Here is a 26,750-nt window from a genome sequence, read left to right as displayed (position 1 = left end):
GAATAAAGATTTATCTTTACCCAGACGCCGATATTGAAGATCGACAACGTACCTAAATAATCAGATTAGGCCCAATATTGAGGTAATTCTCGTCACCATAGAGAAAACGAAACAAAACCATTGAGCAAGCGAGACTAAATTAAGCCATTTTTTAGAATGAACCCTACGGTTAATCCACTTTTCGGCTTTGATTTCGCTTCATTAAAGACTTGTCCGACCAACTCCGTCCATTTCCTTATTTGTTGTTTACTTTTTTCGTGGAAGTTAAGTCAAATGTCACACTTTTAATGATGTGCTGATACTTATTACATATTGATTTTTGATTTGAGTATTTTTTGGTGAAAATTAAGTGCTACAGATTGTTAAAGTCAATGGTCTTTCTCAGTATAAAAACCACGTCTTATCGCTATATAATGGCAAGTTAACAGCTAATTTGTCTGCATTTAATTTTCCTAGCAGAATAACCAGTCGTACATTACAATCCTGCCACATAAAAATCACAAATTACACACAAGGTATATCAAGCACATTCTAAGTGGCATTAAAGACCACTATAGCTTGTATAGCTCAATTCCCCCTTGTATTTATAGCAACCCTACATTCGCTATAAATACAAAAATAACGTGAAAGGTCCCGAGTAAAGATGAGTCCCGAAAAGCACCTCCTAGATTGGCAAACTAGTCAAACCATTGCTGAATCCATCGCTCCAACTTTAGGTCAGTTATACCGCCAAAAAGGCGTAGAAGTTATCCTCTTCGGTAAGACCCTAGTTAACGCGACAACTATCGACATCATCAAAGCTCACCGCATCGCAAAACGTTACACTGGTTCCCCGCTAACCGCAGAACAGACTCAACCAATCATTCAACACCTTCTCACTATGGACTTGTCTCCATGTCGTATCGATGTTGGTCGCCTTGCTCATACATTCTGGCAAGATCGCGAAGACACACACGGGTTGGATGATTTCCTACAAACTGCACTTTTAGAATCGCTTGAAGGCGATGCGATGACAGAACCTCGCGATGTTGTCTTGTACGGTTTTGGTCGTATTGGCCGCTTGCTGACTCGTTTATTGATCGAGAAAAGTGGCCCAGGTTACCCACTACGTTTACGTGCAATTGTTGTTCGTGGCGGTAAAGATGGTGACTTAGAAAAACGTGCAAGCTTGCTACGTCGTGACTCTGTTCATGGCCAATTCAATGGCAGCATCGTGGTAGACCAAGAACGTAAAGCGATCATCGTTAACGGTAACTTTATCCAAGTTATCTACGCAAACAAGCCAGCAGAAGTGGATTACACCGCTTACGGCATCGAGAATGCACTTGTGGTTGATAACACAGGTGTGTGGCGTGACGCTGAAGGCCTAAGCCAACACGTTGCGTGTAATGGTGCGAAGAAGGTTCTACTGACTGCGCCAGGCAAAGGTGAAATCAAGAACGTCGTATTTGGTGTGAATCAAAATGACATTCAACCAGAAGACACGATCATCTCTGCTGCAAGCTGTACAACAAACGCGATTACGCCAGTATTGAAAGCGGTGCATGACAAGTTTGGTGTTCTATCTGGTCACATCGAAACGGTTCATTCATTTACCAATGACCAAAACCTGATCGACAACTTCCACTCAGGTGATCGTCGTGGCCGTGCCGCTTCGCTGAACATGGTTCTGACATCAACAGGTGCTGCGAAAGCCGTATCGAAAGCGATGCCAGAAATGGAAGGTAAGCTAACAGGTAATGCGATTCGCGTACCGACGCCAAACGTTTCAATGGCAGTCGCAAACTTGAACCTTGAGAAAGGCACAAACAAAGAAGAGTTGAACGAATACTTGCGTGAAATGGCGCTATCTTCTGTTTTGTCTGCGCAAATTGATTACACAGATTCGACTGAGATTGTATCTACAGACATCGTTGGTTCTCGTCATCCAGGCGTGGTTGACGGTGTTGCAACTATCGCGCAAGACAACCGCGCTGTTCTCTACATTTGGTACGACAACGAATTTGGCTACAGCTGCCAAGTTGTTCACTGTATGGAGCAGATGATGGGTGTTCGTTACAAGACATATCCTGAAGTATAAATTGCTTAGATTCTATTACTTCCTTAGATTCTATAAACAGTTTTAGGTAACCAGCTCCACAACATAATAATTATATCTGCGAAGTCTGTAATGGGCTTTGCAATCCTTCTTGTTTTGCTCCCCCGTATAAACAGGAAGGTTGCCACTTAGATCTGCTCTCTCTATCTGATCTAAGTGGCCTTTTTACATCTGTTACTTTAATTTTGGTCTCTATCCCGCCAACCTTGTCTTCATCAGCACTCTAACAAAGCTAGACTTCACATCTGTTACAGCTCAACCTCAACATCTGACTGGATCGAACTCGAACATGCGAGTACGTAACCCTGCTCAATCTGTTCTGGCGTCAATGTTTCTTGGCTGCTTGACTCAACCGATCCTTTAGTAACTTTACACTTACACGAACCACAAATACCACTACGACAAGCGATGATAATTGGAACACCTGCCTTTTCTAATGAATCCGATAATGGTGTGCCAGTTTCCGCCTCAACTTCAGCTCCGAACGCAGGTACAAATACCTTAACGGCACTATTCGAATCCGCAGACGCTTCTGCTTGTGATTCTTCTGAGGCAGTATTGCTATTGGCTAGTGAATTATTACTTTGAGTCGCGGGAGTAAAGCTTTCTTGGTAGAAGTTTTCCATGTTGAACTCAAGTTCTTTCAGGTAGCTTTCGATATCTTGCATAAAGCCAACAGGGCCGCATAGGTAAACGGTTCTGTCTAAGATGTCAGGGCTCAATTTGACTAGCCAATTCTTATCTAATCGACCTTGAGGAACCGTAGTGCCCTCATTGTCTTTCAACAACAACTTAAGGTTGAAATTGGCATGGGTTTTATCCAATTGATGAAGCTCTTCAAAGTATATGGTTTCACGCTTATTGCGTGCCATATGAACAAAGTCGATTTCGATACCACTGTCTTGAGACAACCAATATTTCACCATCGCCATTACAGGAGTGATCCCACAACCAGCACTCACTAGCGTCACTTTTTTAGTTTCTGTTGGCACGCAGTCGATGCAATTGAACGCGCCTGCAGGTTTCAATACTGAAACTTCATCGCCTTCATCAAGCTCATCGACAATAAAGTTGGAAACTAAACCACCATCAACACGCTTTACTGTCAGCTTCAAACGGTTATCTTCGGGGCAAGAAGCAACAGAGTATGCACGATAGTCAGTTTTTGTCGGCATATCTAAACCTAGGGTGATGAATTGCCCAGGCTTAAAGTTGAAATGTAGGTCTTCTGGAATACTGCCTAGCTCAAAGCTGACCGTATCTGCAGTCTCATGCCATTTCTTTAAACATACTAAATTAATTGAATCGCTATCTGACCATGCATACATAGTTCGCGCACCTTGCTGATGACTAAATGATTAAATGACTGAAGATTTAAATCTAAAAAGCCCCGTCGTTGTATGTTCTTAGAAAGAACCGAAACAACAACGAGGCTTGGGATTGGCTTAAATTAAGCCGCTAAGATTGTTTTAAGATCTTGTTCTGGCGTTGAGATAGAACGCATATCGAACTCATCTTGCATAATCTTTAGTAGGTTTTCAGTTAGGAAGGCAGGTGCCGTTGGGCCCGTGTAAATGCCTTTAACACCAAGAGCAAACAATGTCAGTAAGATAACAATCGCTTTTTGCTCGAACCAAGACAAAACGAGCGTTAGTGGCAGTTCATTGATACCACAATCAAACTCTTGAGACAGTGCGATGGCAAGCTGAATCGCTGAGTAAGCATCGTTACATTGACCAACATCTAACAGACGAGGGATACCGTTAATATCGCCAAATTGGTTTTTATTGAAACGGAATTTGCCACACGCTAGCGTTAAGATAATTGAATCTTCTGGCGCTTGTGCTGTGAAGTCTGTGTAGTAGCTACGCTCAGATTTGTCACCGTCACAGCCACCCACTAGGAAGAAGTGCTTGATGTTGCCTTCTTTCACTTGTTCAACGACTGCAGGAGCCGCTTCCATCAGTGCGTTACGACCAAAACCGACAGTGATCATTTGTTCGATCTCATCATGTTTAAAGCCTTCTTGCTCTAGCGCGCAGTCAATTACAGCGCTGAAGTCATCACCTTCAAGGTGAGCAACACCAGGCCAGCCTACGATGCTACGAGTAAATAGACGGTCAGCATAAGTACCTACATCAGGGTTCAATAGACAGTTTGACGTCATTACAATTGCGCCAGGGAAGTTAGCGAACTCTTTTTGCTGATTCTGCCAAGCGCTACCGTAGTTACCCGCAAGGTGTGGGTACTTGTTTAATTCTGGGTAGCCGTGTGCAGGTAGCATCTCACCGTTAGTGTAAACGTTGATGCCTTTACCTTCTGTTTGTTGAAGGATCTTTTCTAGATCATGCAAGTCGTGACCAGAAACAAGAATACAGTGGCCTTTCTTAGTTTTTACGTTCACAGTTGTTGGCTGTGGGTGACCAAATGTATCAGTCTCGCCTTTATCCAACATTTCCATTACTTTGTAGTTCATCAAGCCAATCTGCATTGATGTATCTAGCAACTGTTTTAGGTCTGATGGATCAGTACCTAGAAATGCCATGATTTCGTGGTATTCAGCAAAAATAGCGTTGTCAGTTTGGCCAAGAACACGAGCGTGCTCCATGTAAGCCGCCGCGCCTTTTAGACCGTATAGACATAGAAGGCGAAGACCAATCACATCTTCATGTTGAGAGTCATGACCACGGTTTACCGCAGCTTGAGGCGCAAGAGCGAGAAGCTCTGAAGAATCTGTTGGAAGTTCGAATTGAGCGGCTGAAGATAACGCTGGAATTTCAAAACCGATCAAGGTTGCAGCAGCACGAACGTTTTGCTCTAAACGTTGTTTGAATTCATGAGATTGCTGTGCAAATTCAATGATACGAGCAGGGTCGAAGTTAACGTTAGTTAATGTCGCGAAGAACGCTTTTGGTGCCCACTCATCAATTTCAGTATCAATAACATCGCAAGCGCGACCTAAATTAGCCCAAAAAGAAACACCTTGGAGAGAGTACACCAACACATCTTGAAGATCGGATACTTCCGACGTTTTTCCACACATACCTTGTGCGAAAGAACAGCCTTTTACGGTTGGTGTTTGAATTGTTTGTTCACATTGAATACAGAACATATAGGGGCTCCCAGTAATTTTTTAATAGCTGTAAGTACTTTGCTTACAGTGACTTATTCCAAACCTTATAGAGCATCAAACGTGCCAACTTTTAAGCTATTGATTTTAAATGATTTAGTTGAAATCCATATTTTTAGTGCGTGATTATGACTACATATAAACCCTCAATTCACACACACCTGAGTCATAGTGACTCTCTGAAATTAATTAACAGTGTTCATGTTTCGTTCAGAATAGAAGCGATATAGTAGCAACATAGAAAAAGAGGAATGAATATGAAAAATATATTAGTTACGATTGTTGCGTTGTTTACTGGCCTATTGGCGCTATTCACTAGCTTGATCCTTGCTATTCCTTTAGCTATTGCAGCTTTAATCACTGGCAAGCGCATTCAGAATCAAATGAAAAAACAAGGCTTCGCAGCTCATATGAACACTCGTCAGTCATCAACCAATGATGCCGGTGTTATTGAAGGCGAATATGAAGACCTTTCAAACAAAAAATAGTCTAAGCTTTTGCTTCAGGACAAAACACGACAGAGACAACATTAAACAATGCCAAGAAAGACAATTCTTACGCTTATTGCCTTAACAACTTTCGGTCTCGTTGGCTGCTCCAGCGAGACCATTGAACCCGCTTACGAAACCTCTCCAAACTTGCCCGAATATCAGCAAGAGACTTTTGACGCATACGTGAACGACACTCAAGATTGGTTGCTGAAAAACCGCGTGTTCATGACCGAAAATAAGCAACTAGAGATTCAACTTAATTCTCCGACAGAATATCAACCCGCTTCCCCGAACGGGAAGGCCGTGTTGTTAGTTCATGGATTAGGTGACTCACCCTACTCATTTAAAGACATCGCCACGCATCTAGCAGAACAAGGTTACCTTGTGAGAACGGTATTACTTCCCGGTCATGGCAGCCGTGTGGGCGACTTAATGCAACCAAGCTTGGAAGATTGGCAAGGTGTGGTCGCTCATCACACTAAGCTGCTAGAACAAGAATACGATTCCGTGTGGCTTGGTGGCTACTCAACAGGTGCGAATCTCGTAACGTCACAGGCGATGAATGATCCAAAAATCTCAGGGTTATTACTGTTCTCTCCTGCGTTTCAACCGAGCTCATCAGCCGTGCAATACGCGGGGCTAGCAAGCTACTTTGTTACTTGGGCGGACCAAGATCCTGAAGACAATATACTGCGTTATAACTCGCTACCAATGAACGGCGCGTCCGTTTACTACGAGACATCAGAAGTGGTTCGCGAAGATCTACAGGATAAGCACTTCGATAAACCGGTGTTTATTATGATGAGTGAAGGCGACAGTGTGATTGACACCAACTTCGTTCAACAGGCCTTTACTAAGTCGATGCCTAACCCAAACAATGTGCTGGTTTGGCAAGGAGAATCCGCACTCGAGGATCCTCGCGCTATTCAATACAGCATGAAGATTCCAGAGCAACGTATCTCAAATGGTTCTCACATGGGCTTGTTGTTCTCACCTAGCAATCCGTACTACGGAGTCAATGGTAGTGAGAAGATCTGTTCTAATGGGCAGGATGAAGGCTTTGAAGAGCAGTGCAACGCGACAAGTGAAGTTTGGTACTCAGCGTGGGGATACATTGAAGATGGGAAAAACCATGCTCGCCTAACCTACAACCCTTACTTTTCGGATTCAATGGCTAAGCTTGATGCTGTACTGAACTCGGAAGGTTAAAAGCTCTTTGATTAAATACACAAAAGGCTCACTAGATAACGTCTAGTGAGCCTTTTTAATGAATATCATTTTTCGATATAAGGTTAGCTGTCGCTATATCATCCAGACAACACGAACAGCCAGCAGGATCAAAACCACACCTGAAAGTCGATCTATAAGCTGCGCTTTCGAGCGAATACGCTCTACGATAAGCGGACTAGATAACACCAGTGTGATAAAGGTATACCAAAGGCCATCAACAATCAGTGGTGTTGAAACAATAATAACTTGATTGGTGAGTTCATTACCTAAAGCTACGAACTGGCTAAACAAAGCAATAAAAAACAGCGCGATCTTTGGACTCAAGATAGAGATCAAGAAAGCCTCACGAGCAGACTGCATATAGCTCATCTGTTCACCCGCTTCCAGTTTCGCTGCAACGCCACCTTTCGAACGTAGCGCATTCACGCCAAGATAAAGTAAATACGCGGCACCCGCTAAGCTGATTCCCTTAAATAACATCGGAGATTGTTCAAGTAACACCGCTAAACCGACAATCGTTGCGAACGCATAAATGCCAATGCCAGCAGCGTGTGACCAAGCTGCGATAAGCCCATTCATGCGACCACCAGCCAAACTATGTTTAGCAATCATTGCCAAGCTTGGGCCTGGAGACATCGCACCCAATAAGCAGATCGCTAATAAAGAAAACCAAATTGTTACTGTCATCATTCCATTCCTAGTAAAACAATGCGTTCCAACTGAACGCTCTACATTTATTACTTAATACTTAATACTTAATACTTACCATAATTTGCAGTAGGTATAATTTGAAATCAAAGATTGTAATCATAGGTATGATTTAAAATCATACTGATATTGTAGCTCGACTTTTGCATGGCTTGGAATGCCTTTTCTCGCGCCCATTTGTGTGCAGAGTCATTGTCATACTTGGGGTGCCACATTAACCAATAGGTATGCATTTCAGTATCAAACGGCAAAGAAAAGTAAGTAGTATCGAGGTGTCGTCCCAAGTTATAAGCGATATGTTCAGGCACAATCATTAGATAATCGTCTTGCATCAACACCGTGCCTGCCGACGAGAAAAACGGAACCTGCAAAGCAACTCTGCGCTTGAGACTTTGTTTCTTTAATGCAATGTCCGCGTAGCTGTCTTTATCTCCCCCACCCGTCACTTTAATGTGTGAGTAATTAACGATGTCTTCTGCACTCAAAATCGATTGCTGAGCTAATGGGTGAGACTTGCGCATCAAACATACCGATTTATCTTCACCAAGCTTAATACTCGATACGTGCTCTGGCTTTTGGGGAAACATGCTGGAAGCTAAGTGAATACCCAACTCGTTCAGTGCTTCAAGATAATTGGGCTGCCACAAACGGAAGGCTAAATTAATATTCGGGGCTTCTTTGGAGACTTCAGAGACAATGACAGGAAGGATATACTGAGCAACATAATCGCTAGAAGACAACACCAATTCACCCTGCCAGTCTTGTGGTTCAAAGGGTTTATCATCCAATAGATGGTCGAACTCGCCCAACAAGTCATCGAGCTTGCTTTTAAGCAACAGAGCACGGTTGGTAGGAACCAGTTTGTTGCCATCACGAACAAGCAAAGGATCGCCACATAAATCCCTAAGCTGAGCTAATTGACGGCTCACCGCCGATTGCGTGATATGCAAGCGCTGAGCAGATCGGCTTACATGACATTCTTCAAGAAGCACATGCAGAGAACGCAGCAAATTTAAATTAATATTACCGAGCAAAATTTAGGCTCCTACCAAGATTAAAGACCCTAACAAGGTTAAAGATCCTAACAAGATTAAAGTTTCTAGCATAATGGATAAGACCTAACATGGATGACCTTGCGAATTCTGTTTGTTAAAAAACTCAGTCAAAACTGTATGCGTCATGAGGTGACGTAGGTCTGAGTAGCTTTGCAATTGATCGCGGATTTGATTCAAACGCTCCATGCTCTCCACTTCAACGTACAACATCATATCAGTCTCTCCACTGATTGAATGGCACCACTGGACACCATCAATACTCTGGATACGTTTCGCGTAAGACTCACAACTATGGTCACTGCTCGATAGATCAAACTTCAATGTAATATAAGCGCACACATTCTTAGGCTGATCAGGTTCTGCTATCTGCGCGCAGTATCCTGTAATCACCTTATCGTTTTCTAATTTCTTAATTCTGGCATTGACTGCAGAGCGAGAAAGGCTCACATCTCTAGCAATATCGCTCACCGAGCATCGAGCGTTAATTTTGAGGATATCTAAAATTTGGCGATCAAATTTATCCATGATTGCGATAACTTCCATTATTGTTCTATTTATAGAGACTAATTTGACACAATTCCCCTCGATAGAACAGCCAACACTTTCACGTTCAATCGAGTTAATACCGTTAAAATGACGGTGTCTTAAGACGTTTCGCTAGCTGTATTATTGATAGCGACAATGTATGCTTTCAAACACAATGCAGAGTATGCACTCTGCACTTCCATTTTAAGTAACGACAACACCGCACTACCAGCAAGGACAGCGAATGACGCAACTCAAACAAGAAATCACGCTTATTTCAGGAATCGGACAACTCTCGACTACCTTGCTAGGCACTGGATTATTTATGATCCCTGCCATCGCAGCAGGCATTGCAGGACAGTTGTCACTACTCGCGTGGTTAATCCTGTTTATCGCTATTTGCCCGATTGCACTAACCTTTGCCGCACTAGGAAAACGCTACCCCAATGCAGGTGGCACGGCCTATTTTGTGCGTCAAGCATTCAGTGAGCGATTAGAAACCAGCGTGGCTTGGTTGTTTGTGAGTGTGATTCCTGTCGGTATTCCGGCTGCGATTGCATTGGCTGGAGGTTTTGCACAACAACTATTGCCAGCGCCACTCGACACACCACTTGGCGCGCAGTCCTTTACCGTCGCTCTGCTTATTGCCGTCAATTTGATGGGCAGTAAGTCTTCTGGCCGCTTACAAACGGTGATCGCCTTGTCGATTTTTGCCTTGGTTAGCGCCTTTGTTTGGAAAGCCGATATCACTGCAGGTGACATCGCAGTTCCGACCATGACGTCCGATTCGATGTGGTCGATTGGCGCAGCCTTAGCGGTGATGTTTTGGTGCTTTGTCGGAATAGAAGCTTTTGCTCACATGGGAGAGGAATTCAAAAATCCACAACGTGACTTCCCAATCGCCATCATTGCAGGGTGTTTCGTTGCGGGCATAGTGTACTGGGCTTGCTCGGTGGTTATTATCAAGCTAGGCGCTTATGGTTCGCCGGAATTTGATGCTGCATCCATCCCGTGGGTAACAGAGCAACTGTTTGGTAATGGCTTCAAAACCGTCATCAGTGTGCTTGGTTTCTTTGCTTGCTTTGCTAGCCTCAACCTTTACACACAAAGCCTATCGCGAATGATCTGGGCTCAGGCTCGCCAACACACTCCTACAAGTAGAATGGCTCAACTCAATAGCCGTGGTGTACCACTTTACCCAACCTTAGCAATTGGCTTTGTCGCGCTGATCTCTTGTGTGATTGGTGAGTTGTCTAATCTCGATCTCGAATTCTTTCTTAAACTCGCCAACGGTATTTTCGTTCTGGTTTATCTACTTGCAATGTTAGCGGCTTGTCGATTACTGACTGGCGCATCTAGATACACCGCCATGCTCTCACTGGTCATCTGTACCTTGGTGTTTATCTGTTTAAGTTGGTCGATGCTCTATGCTGTCATTGTTTTTGTGACATTGTCACTCCCTTGGCGTAAGTGGTTAGGTAAAGGTAAAACCGTTTCTGTCGACAAGTTATAACTCGATTAATGATGAATCGACAAACTGTAAGCATGCCCTACCAATATTACTAATAAAAAAGCCGAGCGATCTGTGTGATCTTCGGCTTTATCTCAGCCAAACGGATATTTCCAAATCCCAACACCGCCCCATTCCAATCACGAGCATCACTTGATCCATATTCATAAAAGTCAAAAGGACGAATGATGATATTTTCAAGCTCAGCTCTACGGCTCCATTCATGTTCAGATATGCCTTGATACCACTTCACGGTCACATGTAGCCCTGCCGCTTGGCTAATCACTTCAAGATCGCCATGAAACTCACTTTTAATCGCTTCAATCATCGCTTCATGCTTGAGTTTGTACGAACGACGCATCTTTCTAATATGACGCAATAAATCACCTTCGTGAACAAAATCCGCCAAAGCTTCTTGTGTATGAGACGCCGTGTCTCCCGTGAGCGCGTCTTTAATCTCAAGACACTTCGCCACCAGACTTTCTGGCACTACTAAATAACCTAATCGGAGGCCATTGAACATCACCTTACTCAAAGAGCCGACATAGATGATGCGATCATCGAACCCTAACTTACCCGCCAAACCTTGCATGCTGGTATAAGGGCGATGAGCAAACTGGAACTCACTGTCGTAGTCATCTTCAATGATCCATGACTGATGTTTGTTAGCCCAATCGATCAACTTGAGGCGTTGCTCAGTATTGAGGGTCGTGCCCATTGGGTATTGGTTACTCGGTGTGACATAGAGAGCCTTAGCGTTACTGGACAACACTTTTTCAATATCTAGCCCCACCTTTTCACGCACACTCACACCATCCAGCTCTAGTCTCAACAGATCGATAATTTTATGCACTTGTCGATAACCGGGTTCTTCCACGAGGATTTTGTCGCCCATCGCTAACGTTGCCATCAAACCAATTGAGATGGCTTGCTGAGCACCTGCGGTGATGATGATTCTATCCGTACTGCAATGAACTGAGCGACTGCTTGCGAGATACCCACTCAACGCTTCCCTCAAGGCTGAGCTTCCCTGAACCTCTTGATTGCCCGCAATGTTCTGACGTGTAGAGTGGCGTTGCAGCAACCTCTGCCATTTCGCAAAAGGGAACGCATCTAAGTCAGGAACTCCGGGGGCAAAGCTGCGGTTAATGTCGTTAGGTTTCGCTATGTTTGTACTCGGTTGACTGACTGTTTGTTTGACCTTCTGATCCAGAACACTGTTTGGCTGAGACAAACTTAGAAAGTGTTCTGGTTGTTCAACCGAGACATAAAACCCTGAGCCTTGCTTACTTTCGATATAGCCTTCAGTGACCAGTTGCTCGTACGCATAAATCACCGTATTTCGACTCACCGATAACTCGACGGCTAGCTTACGTGTTGAAGGTAACTTACTGCCCTTACTCCATAAATCTTGAACAATCTTTTCTCTGATCGCATGAAACAAGGCGGTTTGACGTGTGTCGTGGTGTTCGTCCAACTTTAGGTCACCGACATCAATAGGCTGCATAACTGGATCCAAATAGTGTTTAAAAGTGGCTCTATTTAATAGACCAGTTAATCGCTACATTAATCAAAAGGCAATGATTAAGGAGTGATTATGTTATCTAACACGAAAAGAACAACGATTAAGAAAGGGGCTCACAAGGCCGTATTTGAACCAGAAAAGCTGCATAAAATCATCGACGAGAGCTTAATCGCACACATCGCATTACAAGGTGAGCAAGGTCCGATGGTTATCCCAATGCTCGCATGGCGAGTGGGTGACATAGTCTATATCCATGGCGCTAAAAACAGCCGATTATTGAAAGGCCTAAAAAAGGGAGAGCCAACCTGCCTAACGTTCACTTTGTTTGATGGATGGGTGTTGGCTCGTTCTGCATTTCATCATAGTGCGCACTACCGTTCAGCGGTGGTATTCGGGTCTTTCTCTGTAATTGATGACAACCAAGAAAAAGATCGCTTATTGAACATCTTCATTGAGCAAATAGCACCGGGCAGAACCGATGAAGTCAGGCTCAGTAATGAGAAAGAGCTCACCGCGACCGAACTATTAGCGATACCGTTAACAGAAGCCTCCGTCAAAATTGGTAAGCATGGGGTTAATGATGATAAAGCCGACATGGATACCCCTGTTTGGGCAGGAGTATTGCCTTATCGCACCGTTGTTGGGCCATTAGAGACGGTTCCAGAACAGGAAGGTCTTGTCGATAAACCTGACTACCAAGCAGCCTATGGCGAACGTTGGTATCAGAATTAGTATTCTATAATGGTCAATGCGATAAAATTGTATACAATCTGACTTATCAAAAATTTAACATAGTCAGAAAATGCAGAAGAATAAGGACATTCTCCCACTTCAAGGCTTGCTCAATGGTATTGGGCAAGTCTATTTCACACCGTCAATCATGACGTCGCTTCTGTTGTTTCTTGCTATTTCTATTGAATCACTTGCACTGGCTTTCCTAACCCTGCTTGGCGCCAGTTGCAGTTATGCATTGGCCTTCTATATCTTTAACTTTACCAACACCAGCAAGTCAGCTGACGATATTGATAGTGGTATGTATGCGCTAAATGGGGCTTTAATTGGTTTATTCATCGGGAACTTCTTTGGTGTCACACCATTGTTGGCTCTAGTGACAATATTAGGTGCATTACTTACCGTACCCATTGCCAGTGTGGTATTTGGCTTTAAAAAGTATCGCGGTTACACCAGTGCCTTTGTTATTACGTCTTGGCTTATTTATGCGACCCAATCAACCTTCGACCTGTCGGCATTTTCTACATCCAACTCAGTATTAATTCCAATCACCAGTATTGAGCCAGATTCGTGGTTTACCCTGCCAACAGTGCTGATCTCATTATTAAAAGGGATCAGCCAAGTCAGCTTTATCGATAATGCCTTATCTGGGCTCGTTATCTTGCTCGCCATCGCACTTAACAATATCAAACATGCGGCTTGGGTAATGCTTGCAGTGTCAGTCAGCACCGCATTTGGCAATTTGATTGGTGCTCCTGATGAACTGATAGCCCAAGGTCTTTATGGGTACAACGCCATCCTTGCAACTCTTGCGCTTGTACTGTATCCACGAATCCCATGGGCCTTAATCCTATTAGGAATGCTTCTAAGTTGTCTCATCACGCTCGGCTTTCATGAGTTGTCACTACTGCCGCTGACAGCTCCTTTTATCCTCAGTACCTGGATTATCGTTTACCTAGCCACTCACTTTAAAAAGCGAGCCAAAGACGAATGAAGTGATGATCAGCACTCACTATCAAAACGCTCAATATATTGCTTTGGCGTTAAGCCTCGGTGTTTTTTAAACATTCGATTGAAGCTCGCGACGTTGGTGTAACCTAACCTCTTCGCAATTTCATCTATCGGTACTGAATACATCAACAATTCAACGGCAACATTACTCAACGCATAACCCATAATTGTTGAGAAATTAACGCCAGCTTTATGCAGTTTTCGTTGGAATTGCTGCTCCGACAATCCTAGTAAGCTGGAGACTTTATGTAGAGTTGGCAACCCGAAATGACGACTGTAATTAATCATCTCGTAGGTCACCTTGTGTTCGTCCTCTGCGTCGGGCATGTTGAGATAGTTATCCAAGTCATGAAAGTTCATCGCGAGATTTGTTTTACTATTCGATGGTGATTGATTGATGGATAACCTCGACTCACTAGGGATCCAAACTTCTGTGCGAGGCTGTCCCCATTGAATCGTACAGCCGAAATATTCATGGTAGAGGTCAACGTTCTCACGACGACCTGCAATTGAAACCGCTACGGGTTTAAAATCATCACCCAAATATCGACGTAAAATCTTCATAATGAAAATTGCGACTCTTATCGAGTCATGCACTTTACCCGTTTCTGAGTACGCAGGGTTGTCGTAGCACCATTTAATCATTGTCCCTACCTGCGCGCCGTATAAGAAAGCACCCGACTGCAAACAATGAAGTCCGATGTTGACTCTACGGATCGTCGAAGCAAGATCATGCCCAGAAAAAAACCAATTAGTTAACGGGCCTAACCTTTCAATATCAACTCGATCAGCCAATTTCAAAATGATATCCGGATCATTGGTTTGTAATTCCAACAAGCCAAACCATTTGTCGACTTCACTAACTGGAATAAGGTTCATTGAATTATTAAATACAGACTTCGGAATACCCAAACTGTCCGCATTAACCATAGGATTCGTCACGGCGTGCCGATAGATTCCCAAAATCCCTAACGCTCTTAAGAAGTTACAATTACTCATTAATGGCAGACCTTTATAAATTCAATGACAGATCAAATCATATAGATAGCATTATCGAAGTAATTAGTAAATTTACAACTTGTAAATCCTACACCCATCACACTCGGTGCATCATTTAACTTAGGATTTATCAATGAGTTTAGTAAGTGTCCCATTTGTCGGAACCGGCGCCGATACCGCTCTACACGTCGTAGCAGGCGTTGTATTGATCGCAACTATCGCTGCTGCATGTTATGGGTTCTGGCGTGTGCATGAATTACCAATCAATAAAGCTCACAGCAAAGAGCACCAACAACTCGGTTTGATCACCGCATTAACTTGGATTGGTTTTATCTGGCACTGGGTATGGGTACTTGCCGTTATCTTGGCCTTTGTTGATATGGAAAAAGCCATCATCAATCTGAGAGACACCTGGAAAGCGCCGCCAAAGTCTGATGTACCGCCGGAACAAAGTGATAAAAATGAGGAGAACCAAGTATGTTAGAAGGCTTAGCTATTTGGGCACTGTTCATTTACTTACTGAGATTGGTAGGTATGCCTTGGAACAAAGGTACCAAAGCGTTTGCTTATCTAGGGGGCACGTCTTGGTTAATGTTCGTTTGGGTTGGATTAATCAACTTCACTCCTATGGATCTCTCGGGTGGTTCAGTTGTCCAGTCTCCGCACATTCAATTACGTCCGGACTCAACAGCGGTCACAGGAAAAACCACAAAAGTTCACATCAGCCCAAACCAAGATGTGGTGGAAGGGCAACTTCTTTACGAGATTGATGACACCAAATATGTGATTGCGAGAGACAAAGCAGGCGTTCAACTTGAGTCAACAAAAGTCGCTTTAGACACTGCTCGCCAAGAAGTCAGCATTGCTAAAATTAGCTACCAGTCGGCGCTTGAAGACATTAAAACTTCTATTGCACAGATAGAGTCAGCAAAGACGGACTTAGTACTGCAATCTAAGACTCTCGATCGTTACCAGAAACAAAATAGCGTCGTAGAACATACGATTACTGAAACTGACATCGACCAACAAACAGCGAAGGTAGACTTAGCGACTCACAATGTCACCACGCTCGAATCTCAACTCAGTAAAAAAGAAGTCGATGCCGAGAGCGCGAAATTAAACATCCACAAAGCTGAAACCAACGTTAACAAGAAACAAACAGAAGTCGATTCTTCCAAGGCAACACTGGCGCAAGCACAATGGGACCTTAACAGCACCAAAGTAACAGCGCCGACCGATGGCTTTGTGACGAACTTTATCCTTCGTGAGGGTCAACGAGTCTCAATGATGCCACGCATCCAGATGTATACCGAAGAAAAGTACGTGTTGATGCGAGTCAATCACCAAGCGATTCGTAATATTAAAGTGGGCCAGCCCGCAGAATTTGCTACTGCGGTATACCCAGGAAAAATATTCTCAGCAACCGTTGAAGGCATTGTTGAAGCAACAGGTGAAGCACAAGCTAGCTTATTAGGTATTGATGAACAGGTTCGTGTAACCACAGGTCGAAACCTTCAGAACAAGCATCACTTTGTTCGCTTAAAAATTGACGAAGCGGAAGACTACGATATTCCTGTCGGCTCTGTTGGACTAGCTTGGGTCAGCGGTGAGAAGCCAATTAGCTTTATGGCATTCCTAGACGTAATACGAGGAATCATCATTCGAATGAAGTCTCAGTTGTACTTCTTCTACTCCATCTAACACTTCTCTTAGATGCAACAATACAAAGCCCGTGAGATCTGAGATCGCACGGGCTTTTTGTTTATTTCACCATTAATTGCAAGAAGAACACCACAGAAGTCAAAAATTAAGCAACATTCGGTAATCGCTTCACCAACCTTACCCTCACGCAATTACTACAAATTGCAAAACGCAATTGCAAAACGCAACGAGGCGTTACAAAAACGCGAAATAAACGCTCAAATACGCACCAGATTGCTATAAAACACCCACTTTTCGTCATTTTAAAAGTTGGCACACTAACTGCTATGTATATATTGACCCTTCTTAAGCCGAGGGTCACCTAGCCAACTGACGTTGTTAGTGAACCTTTCTTGTTCACGATATATATAGGCCAATTGCGATTATTGCGATTGGCCATTTTTTTGCCTGCAATTTAAGAAATATCGCCCGCCCAATATACAGACACCCATTCATAAATATAATAATCAACATTTATAGCCAACCATGAACAACAGATACCGGATGTGTTATAGAAAACGTTTTCTATTTATTTTAATAAAAAAACACAAATTATAACCTTATGTTTTATATTGATTTTAGTTCAACAACTGATTCCAAACCGCTTTTATTGACAAAATTAGCATTGACTGCGTCATTTATATCACCATAATGCGCACGTTTGCCTGCAATACGGCGACCGTTAATTCTAATTTTGATCATTTGCGGAGGTAAAAAATGGCTGCTGATAATAACTACAGTCTAGGGCCGGTTCCTACATCGGCGAGAAAAGGAGTCGCTTCACTGACCATGGTAATGCTTGGACTCACTTTCTTCTCTGCAAGTATGTGGACAGGTGGTTCACTCGGGACTGGTCTTTCATTCAACGATTTCTTCCTGGCCGTTCTCGTCGGTAACCTAATTCTTGGTATTTACACTTCTTGTCTTGGCTACATCGGCTCTTCTACTGGCCTCTCTACTCACCTCCTCGCTCGTTTCTCATTCGGTACTAAAGGCTCATGGCTTCCTTCAGCTCTACTTGGTGGCACACAAATCGGTTGGTTTGGTGTGGGCGTCGCTATGTTTGCCATTCCGGTACAAAAAGCGACCGGGATTGATACCAACACCTTGATCATTGTGTCAGGGCTGTTAATGACGGGTACGGTGTACTTCGGTATTAAAGCGCTCATGGTGCTTTCAGCGATTGCCGTTCCTGCGATTGCGATTCTGGGTGGTTATTCCGTGTTAACAGCCGTTGACAGTGTTGGTGGTTTGGAACAGTTGCAGCTGATTGAACCAGAAACACCAATGGACTTCTCTATGGCGTTAGCAATGGTTGTGGGTTCATTCGTCAGTGCGGGTACGTTAACTGCCGATTTCGTTCGTTTTGGTAAAAAACCAGCGAGCGCCGTGTTAATCACAATGGTCGCGTTCTTTATTGGTAACTCACTGATGTTTATCTTTGGTGCTGCAGGTGCAGCGGCAACTGGTCATGCTGACATTTCAGATGTCATGATCGCACAAGGTCTTCTGCTTCCAGCCATCATCGTTCTAGGCTTGAACATCTGGACAACCAATGAAAACGCACTTTATGCGTCAGGTCTTGGTTTATCCAACATCACTGGCCGCTCAAGTACTACAATGTCTATCATCAACGGCATCGTGGGTACGATTTTCGCGCTTTGGCTGTACAACAACTTCGTCGGTTGGTTAACCTTCCTTTCGCTGGCAATTCCACCCATTGGTGGGGTAATCATCGCCGACTTCTTTGCGAACCGTAAACGTTACAAAGATTTTGCAAAAGCAGAGTTCCAAACCGTTAACTGGGCTGGCATTATCGCGGTAGCGACAGGCGTTGCCGCTGGTCACTTCCTTCCTGGCATCGTTCCTTTGAATGCAGTGTTTGGTGGTGCGATCAGTTACCTCGTGCTTAACCCTCTATTGAATAAAAACGCTCTGAAATCTCAGGCCGCTTAAGGACACACTATGACAACCTTATTAATCAAGAACGCGAAGCTTCAAGACCAAGATGGCTTGAAACAAATCCTGATTGAAAATGGTCAATTTTCTCGCATTCTCGATAATGACGCGCCAATCAATCATCAAGGCGAGATCCTTGATGCTGAAGGTGGTATTGCAGTTTCTCCTTTCTGTGAACCGCATATTCACCTAGATACTACGCAAACGGCGGGTGAACCTAATTGGAACATCTCTGGTACTTTGTTTGAAGGTATTGAGCGTTGGGCTGAGCGTAAAGAACTGCTAACGATTGAAGACGTGAAATCTCGTGCGAAACAAACACTAAAATGGCAGATTGCCAACGGCGTTCAGCACGTACGTACTCACGTCGACGTGTCTGACCCAACATTAGTCGCTTTAAAAGCGATGGTTGAAGTTCGCGAAGAGATGAAAGAGTGGGTCGATATCCAGATCGTTGCATTTCCTCAAGAAGGCATTCTTTCATACCCTAATGGTAAAGAATTACTTGAAGAAGCAGTGAAGATCGGCGCTGACGTTATCGGTGCTATCCCTCACTTCGAATTCACTCGTGAGTATGGTGTTGAATCTCTGCATTATGTATTCGAGCTTGCTCGCAAGTACGACTGCTTAATCGATGTTCACTGTGATGAAATCGATGATGAGCAATCTCGCTTCATTGAAACACTTGCAGCTTTAGCTCATAAATTTGAAATGGGTGAGAAGGTAACCGCGAGCCATACCACGGCTATGGGTTCGTACAACGGTGCTTATGCATCTCGCCTATTCCGTCTATTAAAGATGTCTGGTATCAACTTCGTTGCAAACCCTTTAGTGAACATTCACTTACAGGGTCGTTTCGATGACTACCCGAAACGTCGTGGTGTGACTCGTGTTAAAGAGATGCTAGCGGCTAATATCAATGTGTGTTTCGGCCACGATGATGTGTTTGACCCATGGTACCCTCTGGGTACAGCGAATATGCTTCAAGTTTTACACATGGGGCTACACGTAACACAGGTTATGGGTTACGACCAAATCAACAACTCACTTGATTTAATCAGCACAAACTCTGCTCGTACATTGAATATCCAAGACAATTACGGCATTAAAGAAGGTAAGCCTGGTAGCTTGCTGATTCTTCCTGCTGACAATGGTTTTGATGCTGTCCGTCGCCAAGTACCTGTGCAGTATTCTGTACGTCACGGTAAGGTGATCGCTGAGACTCAACCAGCGAGAACAAAAATTAATTTGGATCAAATAGAAGATATCAACTTCAAGCGTTAATATCGTCTATACTAATGAAGAAGAAGAAACTGATATTTTCCTTTTCTTCTGTCATGTTTGGCGAGATGACAAAACCATCACTAAATCAGTGTGTTTTTTGTAGGCTCGCACGATATGACAAAAAAAACACATAAATTTAAAACTATGTGTGTACATCGCGAAAGACTGTGTTAACATGCACTCGCTCTGTTAGCCGGAGTTATTTAAGTTAGATGAATAGTAAAAAATTGACATGTAAAATCGTTACCCGTTTTTGTAAGTAGTTTTTCCTTATTTCTTAGCAATATTAAATAATTCAATTATCAGCGCATTGCAGTAATGCAATCAACAATTAAAAAATTTATGAATAAGGGACAAATTATGTCTAACACAAATACTGGCACTGTAAAATGGTTTAACGAAGAGAAAGGTTTCGGTTTCATTTCTCAAGACAACGGCGGCGCTGACGTATTCGTACACTTCCGTGCTATCGCGTCTGAAGGCTTCAAAACTCTGAAAGAAGGCCAAAAGGTTTCTTTCGAAGTTGAAAACGGTCAAAAAGGCCTACAAGCAGCAAACGTTGTTGCTAGCTAATTAAGCTTTTAGCTTAAAAAAATTCTAAAGCGCTGATTTTTATCGGCGCTTTTCTATATCTGCTCATAAATATTTTCTCCCCTGTCCTCCTTTTCGATATAAGCTTCAATCTGCATACTCCTAACCACTCAAGCTTCGCTAATCAAAACTCTACCTTCAATTTACTCTTACTATCAGCACGTAAATCTATTCGAACACTCACCTTTTAATGTTTTCAAGGCTAAATTAGCCCAATACTCCAATACTCCAATACTCATGCTTACTTAAAGTTACGGAACAAAATCCGATCTTTGTCTCAAAATAAGCGAGCAAAAATATGGTTAAAGAACAATCCATTACGTGCTGCTTATCAATGCGCAATCGATATTCATAACAAAAATGAGTGATTTATCCAACCCTCATCCATTAATCATATAATTTTTAAAGCAAAGGTCATCGAAATCCGCTAACCTTGTTCGTAAGTGGCTTGAGCTAGTTTGGTATCTGCAGTAAAAATAATGAAAAAAGACGAATTTCAGAAATCCACCGCTAATCTAAAAAAAGCGGTGCCTCTTATGATGAAGAACAGGGTGTCCACCACACCTGCAAATTACGCACTTTGGTACACCTATGTCGATAATGCTATCCCACAGCTGACTCAAGACATGGATGGTATTTTAGAACACTACGGCATTTGTCCCCCTGCTGTTGGTGAGCAGCTTTACAACAATTATGTTGCGAGCAAATCAGAAACTAACATCAACGATCTTCGCGCTAATTTGGAACTGTTAGTTTCTGAAGTTTCCAATTCAATGAACGACACCCTCACCGACACCTCAGCTTTCTCCGACATGATCGATAAAAGCTTCGAGGATTTGGCTCGTGTTGATAATGACAGTTTGTCTATCGATGAAGTTATGTCTTTGGTTCGCCAGCTTGTTTCAGAATCTCGCAATATTCGCCACTCGACCCAATTTCTAAATTCTCAACTGAACACGGCAACATCAGAGATCACTAAGCTTAAAACTCAGCTTGTTGAAGTGCAGAAAGATGCACTCTTTGACAGCACAACAACACTATACAACCGTCGTTCTTTCGATCGTGATATAGAAACCTTATGTGAAGCGAAGCAGTCGTTATGTCTGATTCTTCTCGATATCGACCATTTTAAAAATTTCAACGACACCTATGGCCACTTGTTTGGCGACATGGTCCTTAAAGGAATTGCTCGTAAACTGAAATTAAGTTGCCGAGAAGGCATTTCTGCCTATCGATTTGGTGGTGAAGAATTCGCTCTCATCGTGCCAAACAAATCTTTGCGCATTGCTCGCCAGCTTGCTGATACCAACCGACGATCTCTAGAAAAGCTATCGATTAAAGATCGCCGCAGTGGAAAATCGGTCGGCAATATCACAGCGTCGTTTGGGGTAGTGGAGCTTCAACCAGGTGAGTCGGCCCAATCATTGATTGAACGAGCTGATAAGTTACTTTACGAAGCAAAATCACTTGGCCGTAACCGAGTCATGCCTTTGTAAGGTTTCACCGCTGGTTCCGCTCAATGAGAACCCGTGAACGCGAATTGATATACATTTAAAAAAACAACAAAAAGCCCCAAAGACTAACTAGTACGTTAATCTTTGGGGCTTTTTCGTTGGCTATGTGTATCGGCTTAGTACTTACTGGGGTCAAACCCTTCAGCGTTCCAAACCTTATTTCATACGACTAAAGTTGGTAGCAGTAATTCAAGCAGTAATCTTCACCGCTCTTTGCTCTAAACTCTTTGTCTTCACTGCACGCTTTTGGCTTACCCTTCGCATCACCTTGAATCAAACTTATCCAGTGGCGCATTGCAGCAATGGTCTCTTCACGCATTGTAGTCGTTGCTTCCACTGGCGACTGACCGAACGTGGTGCATGATTCTAACTGAATATCATCGATCTCTACCAATTCAATACACCCCGTCCCTTTATGACATCCAAACATCACTTCTAAGTGACTGCCACTACCATCACGGAACAAGATTGAATCTGGGTCATTCTTCTCACCCATGTACGCTACAAACTGTTTAGGATGCTTTAGGCCGCTGTGCTGACCATCTTTAAAGTAAGCCATGATATGGCGGTAATCGACTACGTAGCTAGTTACGTCTTGGTGCAATCCATTCTCTAGTGGGAATAATCGATCAAGAAGTTGTTTTGCTTTAACTTGCTTCTCAGTTTGCTGGTTTGCACTGATTGTCTCTACGGCAAAGACAGCTTCAGCGATAAATGGTTTTGATTGTTTTTGGATTTCTGTTTTATCGAATGTAAGCATATTCATAGTCTTTCCCTCTTGACCAGTCCGGTGATAACCACCGATTTCTACAGCAAAAATGTGTCCTAGAGCAATTATTCCAAACTAACGTTTAATTTATTTGTCATTTTGTGAATTGCTTAGTTTGTAGATTAGCGCTTTTTTACATACAATTTCACAACAAAAATTTTACAATGTGAATTTTACAAATATGGCCTTGTCAAAAAGTTTAGTTCGTCAGTCGCATTTCCTAGGTACTAAAATACGTAACCTAAGAAAACGTAACCATTTAACGATGGAAGACCTGTCTGCGCGTTGTATTAGAATCGACCCAGAATACGCGCCTTCCGTTTCTTACCTTTCAATGATTGAGCGTGGAAAGCGAGTCCCAAGCATCGATATGTTGGAGGTGATCGCACAAGTTTTTCAGAAAAGTCCAATGTGGTTCCTCGACGACGAATCTGAACAACAAGCCATCGCCCCTGACAAAGGAAACCGTGGTGGGATAAGTGGTATGGCGCTTGAGCCTAGCTTTCTTTTCTCCAATGACATATTGCAAATTGCGATACCTGAGATGTTGTCACAAACTGGCATATCTGGTCGCCAGTTTGCTCACCTATTGATTAGAGCACACCAAGAGAGCAACCAGAACCACTTCCCTGACCTTGAGCGCGCCGCAGAAGAGGTAGGCTTAAAACGCCTTAATCTCAGCGTAGAGGACCTCATAGACATCGCTAGAAGCCTTGGAATAAACATTCGCTGGGTTACACGCACACCGCAAGACGTTGTCGATGAACTCGGAATTAATGCTAAGCAGTTGGTCACCTCATTCTTTGAACCTCCAGGTACAATCTTTTTGAATGAAATTCTCAAAGAGTACCCAACTCGCCTGAAATACGATCTCTCGGTTTATATCGGCCATTGCATTCTGCATAGCAAAGAAGGCCTAAAGAGTGTGTTGTCGGTCGGTAACAACAACACATGGGATGACAACCAGGTTTCAGGATCTTCACAGCTGAACTCTCAAGATATTCTACAGGCGTGGCGAGACTTCGAATCTAGCTTCTTTGCTGGTGCATTGTTGTGTCCGAAAGTCCCATTTAGACAACTCCTTGATCGTACTGGTTACGAAATCGACGTTCACAAAAGAGCAGGGGTTTCCCCCTCTGTTGCGATGCGAAGAATGACGGTAGTATCGCCCTACCCTCACTGGCACTACTTTGATGCTTATGGGCCGGGGAAACTCAAGGCGGTATACCGCGGGAACGGGATTCCACTGCCTTGGGGGAATATGAGAACGGTCGCCGACCCATGTCAACATTGGGCGGTGTTCCGTCGATTATCAGAACCTCGGGCGGGTAGCTCAGCTCAGATCTCCATTTTAAATGTGGGAGATGAGCCAAGGATCTACTGCTGTGAATCCATCAATATGACGGATCCGGCGGGTAACAATCGCGTGTTATGTGCTGGTATAGACTTAAACCCGGCGATTGATGCTCAAGGTGGTAATTCAAGAGACATCGCAGAGCAGCTTAAAGCGTCATGCGTCAGCAATGGTGGTTCGGTAGTAATACCGCGTAACATCAAGAAAGATCTCACGACAGTAGCCAAAATTCTAAATATAAATTGGATTGAACGTGGGATAGAGACAGAGGCTAGGCTTATCTGCTCCAGAGGAGGAGAATGTCCACGCCAACCAAGCTGCTATTCAAAATGTGGTGGGGATTAACGACTTTCTAGCGAGTCTAATGCAGCAAAGCAACAATATGCTCTCAAATCAAAACACGCTCTCAAATAAAAACATAGTTAATTTGTTTGCTATGTTTGATTCATGAGCTTAGTAAAAGCTAATAGAACTCAAAATTCAGGCAAAAAAAAACCAATCACAATAAAGGTGATTGGTCATATATTTTGTGTGAACAATATGGGTTCACTAACAACGTCAGTTGGCTAGGTGACCCTCGGCTTAAGAAGGGTCACCATTACTAATGCAGCATGCGTGCCAACTTTTCAACTACGTATTTACTACGCATCTGGACACGTATTAGACACAAATTACTGTTTATTTTGCAAAGTGGAATTGCAAAATAAAACAAAAACGCTAGTGATTATGTTGTTATTAAACAATTCTTAAGGTTTAGTTAATCCTCTCTGGACCTGCATTCTTCCATTTACCTAGCTTATCTCGAACCTACAAACCCATAGCACTGACATATTATACGTATAAAAAAACGCGAACATTGAATATCAACATTCGCGTTTCATTGGGTTCTATTAAAAACTTCTAACGTCTAGTTTATAGCTTCTAACTACTAATTACAGAAGGAGGTTTTCTCAAAAACGACCTTCGCAATAATCAACTTAAACTGAGCTCGTCTCTATTTTTGAGCCGCAGGCTTAGAACGATTTCTAGATGGCTGACTACCAGACGGTTTGTTTGATGAACGTCCTGGGCCGTAACCTGACTTCTTAGGTTGACCAGCACCGTTTTTACCACCTGAGTTAGTGTTCTTCTCAGCGCTTCCACCAGCATTACCACGCTTATAGTTGCTGCCGTTGTTTCTTAAAGACTTATCATCACCTGAGACTGAAGAGTTGCTTTCAGAGGCTTTGTTGCTTGAGTTAGGATTGTTCGCATTTGGCTTACGCTTAGGAGCAGAACCTGAACCAGAGACATGACGCTTGTTTTTACCTGCTGGTTTGTGACCTCGAGCATTCTCACCAGAACGTTGACCATCAGAGTGTTCACGTGTCTTTTTCGGCTTCTTAGCCTTAATTGGACGTGCATCCAAACGAGATTCAGGCAACTTGTTTACTGGTGCAAAACCTTCAAGTTCACGACGCTCAAGCACTTGTTGAATAAGGCGTTCGATACCAAAGAGTTCACTCACTTCATCAGCACAAACCAATGAAATTGCTTTACCAACTTCACCAGCACGGCCAGTACGGCCAATACGGTGAACGTAATCTTCTGATACGTTTGGAAGGTCGAAATTCACTACTTGAGGCAACTGTGGAATATCGATACCACGAGCTGCAATATCTGTCGCGACTAATACTCGTACTTTACCCGTCTTGAAGTTCTCTAGGGCTTTAGTACGCGCGCCTTGGCTCTTGTTACCATGAATAGGAGCCGCTGAGATGCCTTGCTCGTCAAGGAAGTGTGAAAGCTTGTTCGCGCCATGTTTCGTTTTGCTAAACACGAGCACTTGTCGCCAATCATTATCTTTGATCAGCTTCGCTAGCATTGCGCTTTTTTTCTTTTTATCTACTGGGTAGATGCTTTGCTCAACAGTTGGTGCTGTTGAGTTCGCAGGGCTTACCGAGATTTCAACAGGACTGTTTACTAAACCTTTCGCCAAGCCACGAATATCATCTGAGAAAGTTGCTGAGAATAATAGGTTCTGACGTTTCTTAGGCAAGAAAGCCAAGATCTTACGGATGTCGCGAATGAAACCCATGTCTAGCATGCGGTCAGCTTCATCTAACACAAGGATCTCTAGCTGATCAAAGCGCACTGCATTTTGGTTGTATAGGTCAAGTAGACGACCCGGTGTTGCCACCAGAACATCACTACCTTTACGCAGTTTTTGCATCTGAGGATTAATTTTCACGCCACCAAACACAACCGTAGAAGTCAGAGGTAGATTGATACCGTACTTAACTACACTGCCATTCACTTGCGCAGCAAGCTCACGGGTTGGTGTTAATATCAATGCACGAACTTGATTCTGACGTACGCGAGGGCCTTTTGATAACATTTCAAGAATAGGTAACGTGAAGCCTGCAGTTTTACCTGTACCGGTTTGAGCAGCGGCCATAACATCTTTGCCCGTTAGGACAGCTGGTACGGCTTTCTCTTGGATTGGTGATGGCTTATCGTAACCTTGTGCTTCAATAGCTTTAAGAATCGGTTCAGAAAGGCCAAGGGAGGTAAAACTCATAAAT

The 26,750-nt window shown here is 43.3% G+C and carries 22 protein-coding genes; 13 read left to right on the top strand and 9 right to left on the bottom strand.

Annotated features, from left to right (window positions below):
* The first annotated feature begins 643 nt into the window (after positions 1-643).
* On the top strand, positions 644-2,080 hold the full coding sequence (locus AACW75_RS07405; RefSeq protein ID WP_017075853.1) for a glyceraldehyde-3-phosphate dehydrogenase: 1,437 nt from the start codon (positions 644-646) through the stop codon (positions 2,078-2,080).
* Between the two features lie 266 nt (positions 2,081-2,346).
* Here the strand turns inward: AACW75_RS07405 and AACW75_RS07400 are convergent, their stop codons facing one another.
* Both AACW75_RS07400 and hcp read right to left on the bottom strand, forming a co-directional pair.
* A complete protein-coding gene (locus AACW75_RS07400; RefSeq protein ID WP_145571111.1) occupies positions 2,347-3,426 on the bottom strand; it encodes a hybrid-cluster NAD(P)-dependent oxidoreductase in 1,080 nt (359 codons plus the stop codon).
* A 122-nt stretch (positions 3,427-3,548) separates the two neighbouring features.
* Positions 3,549-5,210: a hydroxylamine reductase gene (hcp, locus tag AACW75_RS07395; protein WP_017075855.1), complete on the bottom strand. Its 1,662-nt coding sequence runs from the start codon at positions 5,208-5,210 to the stop codon at positions 3,549-3,551.
* Positions 5,211-5,485: 275 nt separating this feature from the next.
* On the opposite strand from hcp, the gene AACW75_RS07390 reads away from it, so the two are divergent.
* On the top strand, positions 5,486-5,716 hold the full coding sequence (locus AACW75_RS07390) for a hypothetical protein (protein ID WP_029225157.1): 231 nt from the start codon (positions 5,486-5,488) through the stop codon (positions 5,714-5,716).
* A 48-nt stretch (positions 5,717-5,764) separates the two neighbouring features.
* Positions 5,765-6,928 carry an alpha/beta hydrolase gene (locus tag AACW75_RS07385; RefSeq protein ID WP_145571110.1) on the top strand — a complete coding sequence of 388 codons (1,164 nt, stop codon included), beginning with the start codon at positions 5,765-5,767 and terminating at the stop codon, positions 6,926-6,928.
* Positions 6,929-7,021: 93 nt separating this feature from the next.
* On the opposite strand, the gene AACW75_RS07380 is transcribed toward AACW75_RS07385, so the two are convergent.
* From AACW75_RS07380 to AACW75_RS07370, 3 genes are all read right to left on the bottom strand, one after another.
* Entirely contained in the window at positions 7,022-7,636 is a 615-nt protein-coding gene (locus AACW75_RS07380; RefSeq protein WP_029225158.1) for a LysE family translocator, read from the bottom strand.
* Between the two features lie 107 nt (positions 7,637-7,743).
* Positions 7,744-8,691: a LysR family transcriptional regulator gene (locus AACW75_RS07375; protein ID WP_145571108.1), complete on the bottom strand. Its 948-nt coding sequence runs from the start codon at positions 8,689-8,691 to the stop codon at positions 7,744-7,746.
* Positions 8,692-8,775: 84 nt separating this feature from the next.
* Entirely contained in the window at positions 8,776-9,237 is a 462-nt protein-coding gene (locus AACW75_RS07370; protein WP_145571155.1) for an Lrp/AsnC family transcriptional regulator, read from the bottom strand.
* A 244-nt stretch (positions 9,238-9,481) separates the two neighbouring features.
* Between AACW75_RS07370 and yjeH the strand changes: the two genes are divergently transcribed.
* The gene (gene yjeH / locus AACW75_RS07365; RefSeq protein WP_145571106.1) at positions 9,482-10,750 is read left to right on the top strand and encodes an L-methionine/branched-chain amino acid transporter; all 1,269 of its coding nucleotides are present in this window, start codon (positions 9,482-9,484) and stop codon (positions 10,748-10,750) included.
* A 49-nt stretch (positions 10,751-10,799) separates the two neighbouring features.
* On the opposite strand, the gene pdxR is transcribed toward yjeH, so the two are convergent.
* The gene (pdxR, locus tag AACW75_RS07360) at positions 10,800-12,254 is read right to left on the bottom strand and encodes a MocR-like pyridoxine biosynthesis transcription factor PdxR (RefSeq protein ID WP_145571104.1); all 1,455 of its coding nucleotides are present in this window, start codon (positions 12,252-12,254) and stop codon (positions 10,800-10,802) included.
* Between the two features lie 90 nt (positions 12,255-12,344).
* Between pdxR and AACW75_RS07355 the strand changes: the two genes are divergently transcribed.
* Both AACW75_RS07355 and AACW75_RS07350 read left to right on the top strand, forming a co-directional pair.
* Positions 12,345-13,004, top strand: a complete 660-nt coding sequence (locus AACW75_RS07355; RefSeq protein ID WP_017075861.1) for a pyridoxamine 5'-phosphate oxidase family protein — start codon at positions 12,345-12,347, stop codon at positions 13,002-13,004.
* A gap of 70 nt (positions 13,005-13,074) precedes the next feature.
* On the top strand, positions 13,075-13,998 hold the full coding sequence (locus tag AACW75_RS07350; protein ID WP_145571102.1) for an urea transporter: 924 nt from the start codon (positions 13,075-13,077) through the stop codon (positions 13,996-13,998).
* An 8-nt stretch (positions 13,999-14,006) separates the two neighbouring features.
* Here AACW75_RS07350 and AACW75_RS07345 read toward each other — a convergent pair whose 3' ends face one another.
* Positions 14,007-15,014, bottom strand: a complete 1,008-nt coding sequence (locus AACW75_RS07345) for an AraC family transcriptional regulator (protein ID WP_145565274.1) — start codon at positions 15,012-15,014, stop codon at positions 14,007-14,009.
* Between the two features lie 133 nt (positions 15,015-15,147).
* Here AACW75_RS07345 and AACW75_RS07340 point away from each other — a divergent pair, with 133 nt between their 5' ends.
* The 6 genes from AACW75_RS07340 to AACW75_RS07315 all read left to right on the top strand — a co-directional run bounded on the left by AACW75_RS07340 (position 15,148) and on the right by AACW75_RS07315 (position 22,045).
* Positions 15,148-15,498 (top strand): MFS transporter, encoded by a 351-nt coding sequence (locus AACW75_RS07340; RefSeq protein WP_145571100.1) that lies wholly within the window; start codon positions 15,148-15,150, stop codon positions 15,496-15,498.
* The gene (locus AACW75_RS07335; RefSeq protein ID WP_145571098.1) at positions 15,492-16,715 is read left to right on the top strand and encodes an HlyD family secretion protein; all 1,224 of its coding nucleotides are present in this window, start codon (positions 15,492-15,494) and stop codon (positions 16,713-16,715) included. Before AACW75_RS07340 ends, AACW75_RS07335 begins: the two co-directional genes overlap by 7 nt.
* 717 nt (positions 16,716-17,432) lie before the next feature.
* Complete coding sequence (gene codB, locus AACW75_RS07330; protein ID WP_102553709.1) at positions 17,433-18,671, top strand: cytosine permease; 1,239 nt, start codon at positions 17,433-17,435, stop codon at positions 18,669-18,671.
* Positions 18,672-18,680: 9 nt separating this feature from the next.
* Complete coding sequence (locus AACW75_RS07325; RefSeq protein ID WP_145571097.1) at positions 18,681-19,958, top strand: cytosine deaminase; 1,278 nt, start codon at positions 18,681-18,683, stop codon at positions 19,956-19,958.
* Between the two features lie 360 nt (positions 19,959-20,318).
* Positions 20,319-20,531: a transcription antiterminator/RNA stability regulator CspE gene (cspE, locus tag AACW75_RS07320; protein ID WP_102553711.1), complete on the top strand. Its 213-nt coding sequence runs from the start codon at positions 20,319-20,321 to the stop codon at positions 20,529-20,531.
* Positions 20,532-21,028: 497 nt separating this feature from the next.
* Positions 21,029-22,045, top strand: a complete 1,017-nt coding sequence (locus AACW75_RS07315) for a GGDEF domain-containing protein (RefSeq protein ID WP_145571095.1) — start codon at positions 21,029-21,031, stop codon at positions 22,043-22,045.
* A 187-nt stretch (positions 22,046-22,232) separates the two neighbouring features.
* On the opposite strand, the gene AACW75_RS07310 is transcribed toward AACW75_RS07315, so the two are convergent.
* Complete coding sequence (locus AACW75_RS07310; RefSeq protein WP_145571093.1) at positions 22,233-22,829, bottom strand: hypothetical protein; 597 nt, start codon at positions 22,827-22,829, stop codon at positions 22,233-22,235.
* Between the two features lie 268 nt (positions 22,830-23,097).
* Between AACW75_RS07310 and AACW75_RS07305 the strand changes: the two genes are divergently transcribed.
* Positions 23,098-24,531 carry a DUF3612 domain-containing protein gene (locus AACW75_RS07305; RefSeq protein WP_029225275.1) on the top strand — a complete coding sequence of 478 codons (1,434 nt, stop codon included), beginning with the start codon at positions 23,098-23,100 and terminating at the stop codon, positions 24,529-24,531.
* Positions 24,532-25,180: 649 nt separating this feature from the next.
* Here AACW75_RS07305 and AACW75_RS07300 read toward each other — a convergent pair.
* On the bottom strand, positions 25,181-26,746 hold the full coding sequence (locus AACW75_RS07300; RefSeq protein WP_135458289.1) for a DEAD/DEAH box helicase: 1,566 nt from the start codon (positions 26,744-26,746) through the stop codon (positions 25,181-25,183).
* Between the last annotated feature and the right edge of the window lie 4 nt (positions 26,747-26,750).

The sequence above is a fragment of the Vibrio sp. L3-7 genome, from assembly GCF_963898195.1.
Lineage (GTDB): Bacteria > Pseudomonadota > Gammaproteobacteria > Enterobacterales > Vibrionaceae > Vibrio > Vibrio echinoideorum.
This window is presented reverse-complemented; position numbering and strand designations above follow the sequence as displayed.

Bases quoted from the DNA above. Each gene is read 5' to 3' on its own strand.
- cspE (WP_102553711.1), top strand. From the start codon at position 20,319: ATGTCTAACACAAATACTGGCACTGTAAAATGGTTTAACGAAGAGAAA.
- yjeH (WP_145571106.1), top strand. From the start codon at position 9,482: ATGACGCAACTCAAACAAGAAATCACGCTTATTTCAGGAATCGGACAA.
- AACW75_RS07345 (WP_145565274.1), bottom strand. From the start codon at position 15,014: ATGAGTAATTGTAACTTCTTAAGAGCGTTAGGGATTTTGGGAATCTAT.
- AACW75_RS07405 (WP_017075853.1), top strand. From the start codon at position 644: ATGAGTCCCGAAAAGCACCTCCTAGATTGGCAAACTAGTCAAACCATT.
- AACW75_RS07380 (WP_029225158.1), bottom strand. From the start codon at position 7,636: ATGACAGTAACAATTTGGTTTTCTTTATTAGCGATCTGCTTATTGGGT.
- AACW75_RS07390 (WP_029225157.1), top strand. From the start codon at position 5,486: ATGAAAAATATATTAGTTACGATTGTTGCGTTGTTTACTGGCCTATTG.
- hcp (WP_017075855.1), bottom strand. From the start codon at position 5,210: ATGTTCTGTATTCAATGTGAACAAACAATTCAAACACCAACCGTAAAA.
- AACW75_RS07300 (WP_135458289.1), bottom strand. From the start codon at position 26,746: ATGAGTTTTACCTCCCTTGGCCTTTCTGAACCGATTCTTAAAGCTATT.
- AACW75_RS07335 (WP_145571098.1), top strand. From the start codon at position 15,492: ATGTTAGAAGGCTTAGCTATTTGGGCACTGTTCATTTACTTACTGAGA.
- codB (WP_102553709.1), top strand. From the start codon at position 17,433: ATGGCTGCTGATAATAACTACAGTCTAGGGCCGGTTCCTACATCGGCG.
- AACW75_RS07385 (WP_145571110.1), top strand. From the start codon at position 5,765: ATGCCAAGAAAGACAATTCTTACGCTTATTGCCTTAACAACTTTCGGT.
- AACW75_RS07355 (WP_017075861.1), top strand. From the start codon at position 12,345: ATGTTATCTAACACGAAAAGAACAACGATTAAGAAAGGGGCTCACAAG.
- AACW75_RS07305 (WP_029225275.1), top strand. From the start codon at position 23,098: ATGGAAGACCTGTCTGCGCGTTGTATTAGAATCGACCCAGAATACGCG.
- AACW75_RS07350 (WP_145571102.1), top strand. From the start codon at position 13,075: ATGCAGAAGAATAAGGACATTCTCCCACTTCAAGGCTTGCTCAATGGT.
- AACW75_RS07340 (WP_145571100.1), top strand. From the start codon at position 15,148: ATGAGTTTAGTAAGTGTCCCATTTGTCGGAACCGGCGCCGATACCGCT.
- AACW75_RS07400 (WP_145571111.1), bottom strand. From the start codon at position 3,426: ATGTATGCATGGTCAGATAGCGATTCAATTAATTTAGTATGTTTAAAG.
- AACW75_RS07315 (WP_145571095.1), top strand. From the start codon at position 21,029: ATGAAAAAAGACGAATTTCAGAAATCCACCGCTAATCTAAAAAAAGCG.
- pdxR (WP_145571104.1), bottom strand. From the start codon at position 12,254: ATGCAGCCTATTGATGTCGGTGACCTAAAGTTGGACGAACACCACGAC.
- AACW75_RS07325 (WP_145571097.1), top strand. From the start codon at position 18,681: ATGACAACCTTATTAATCAAGAACGCGAAGCTTCAAGACCAAGATGGC.
- AACW75_RS07370 (WP_145571155.1), bottom strand. From the start codon at position 9,237: ATGGATAAATTTGATCGCCAAATTTTAGATATCCTCAAAATTAACGCT.
- AACW75_RS07310 (WP_145571093.1), bottom strand. From the start codon at position 22,829: ATGAATATGCTTACATTCGATAAAACAGAAATCCAAAAACAATCAAAA.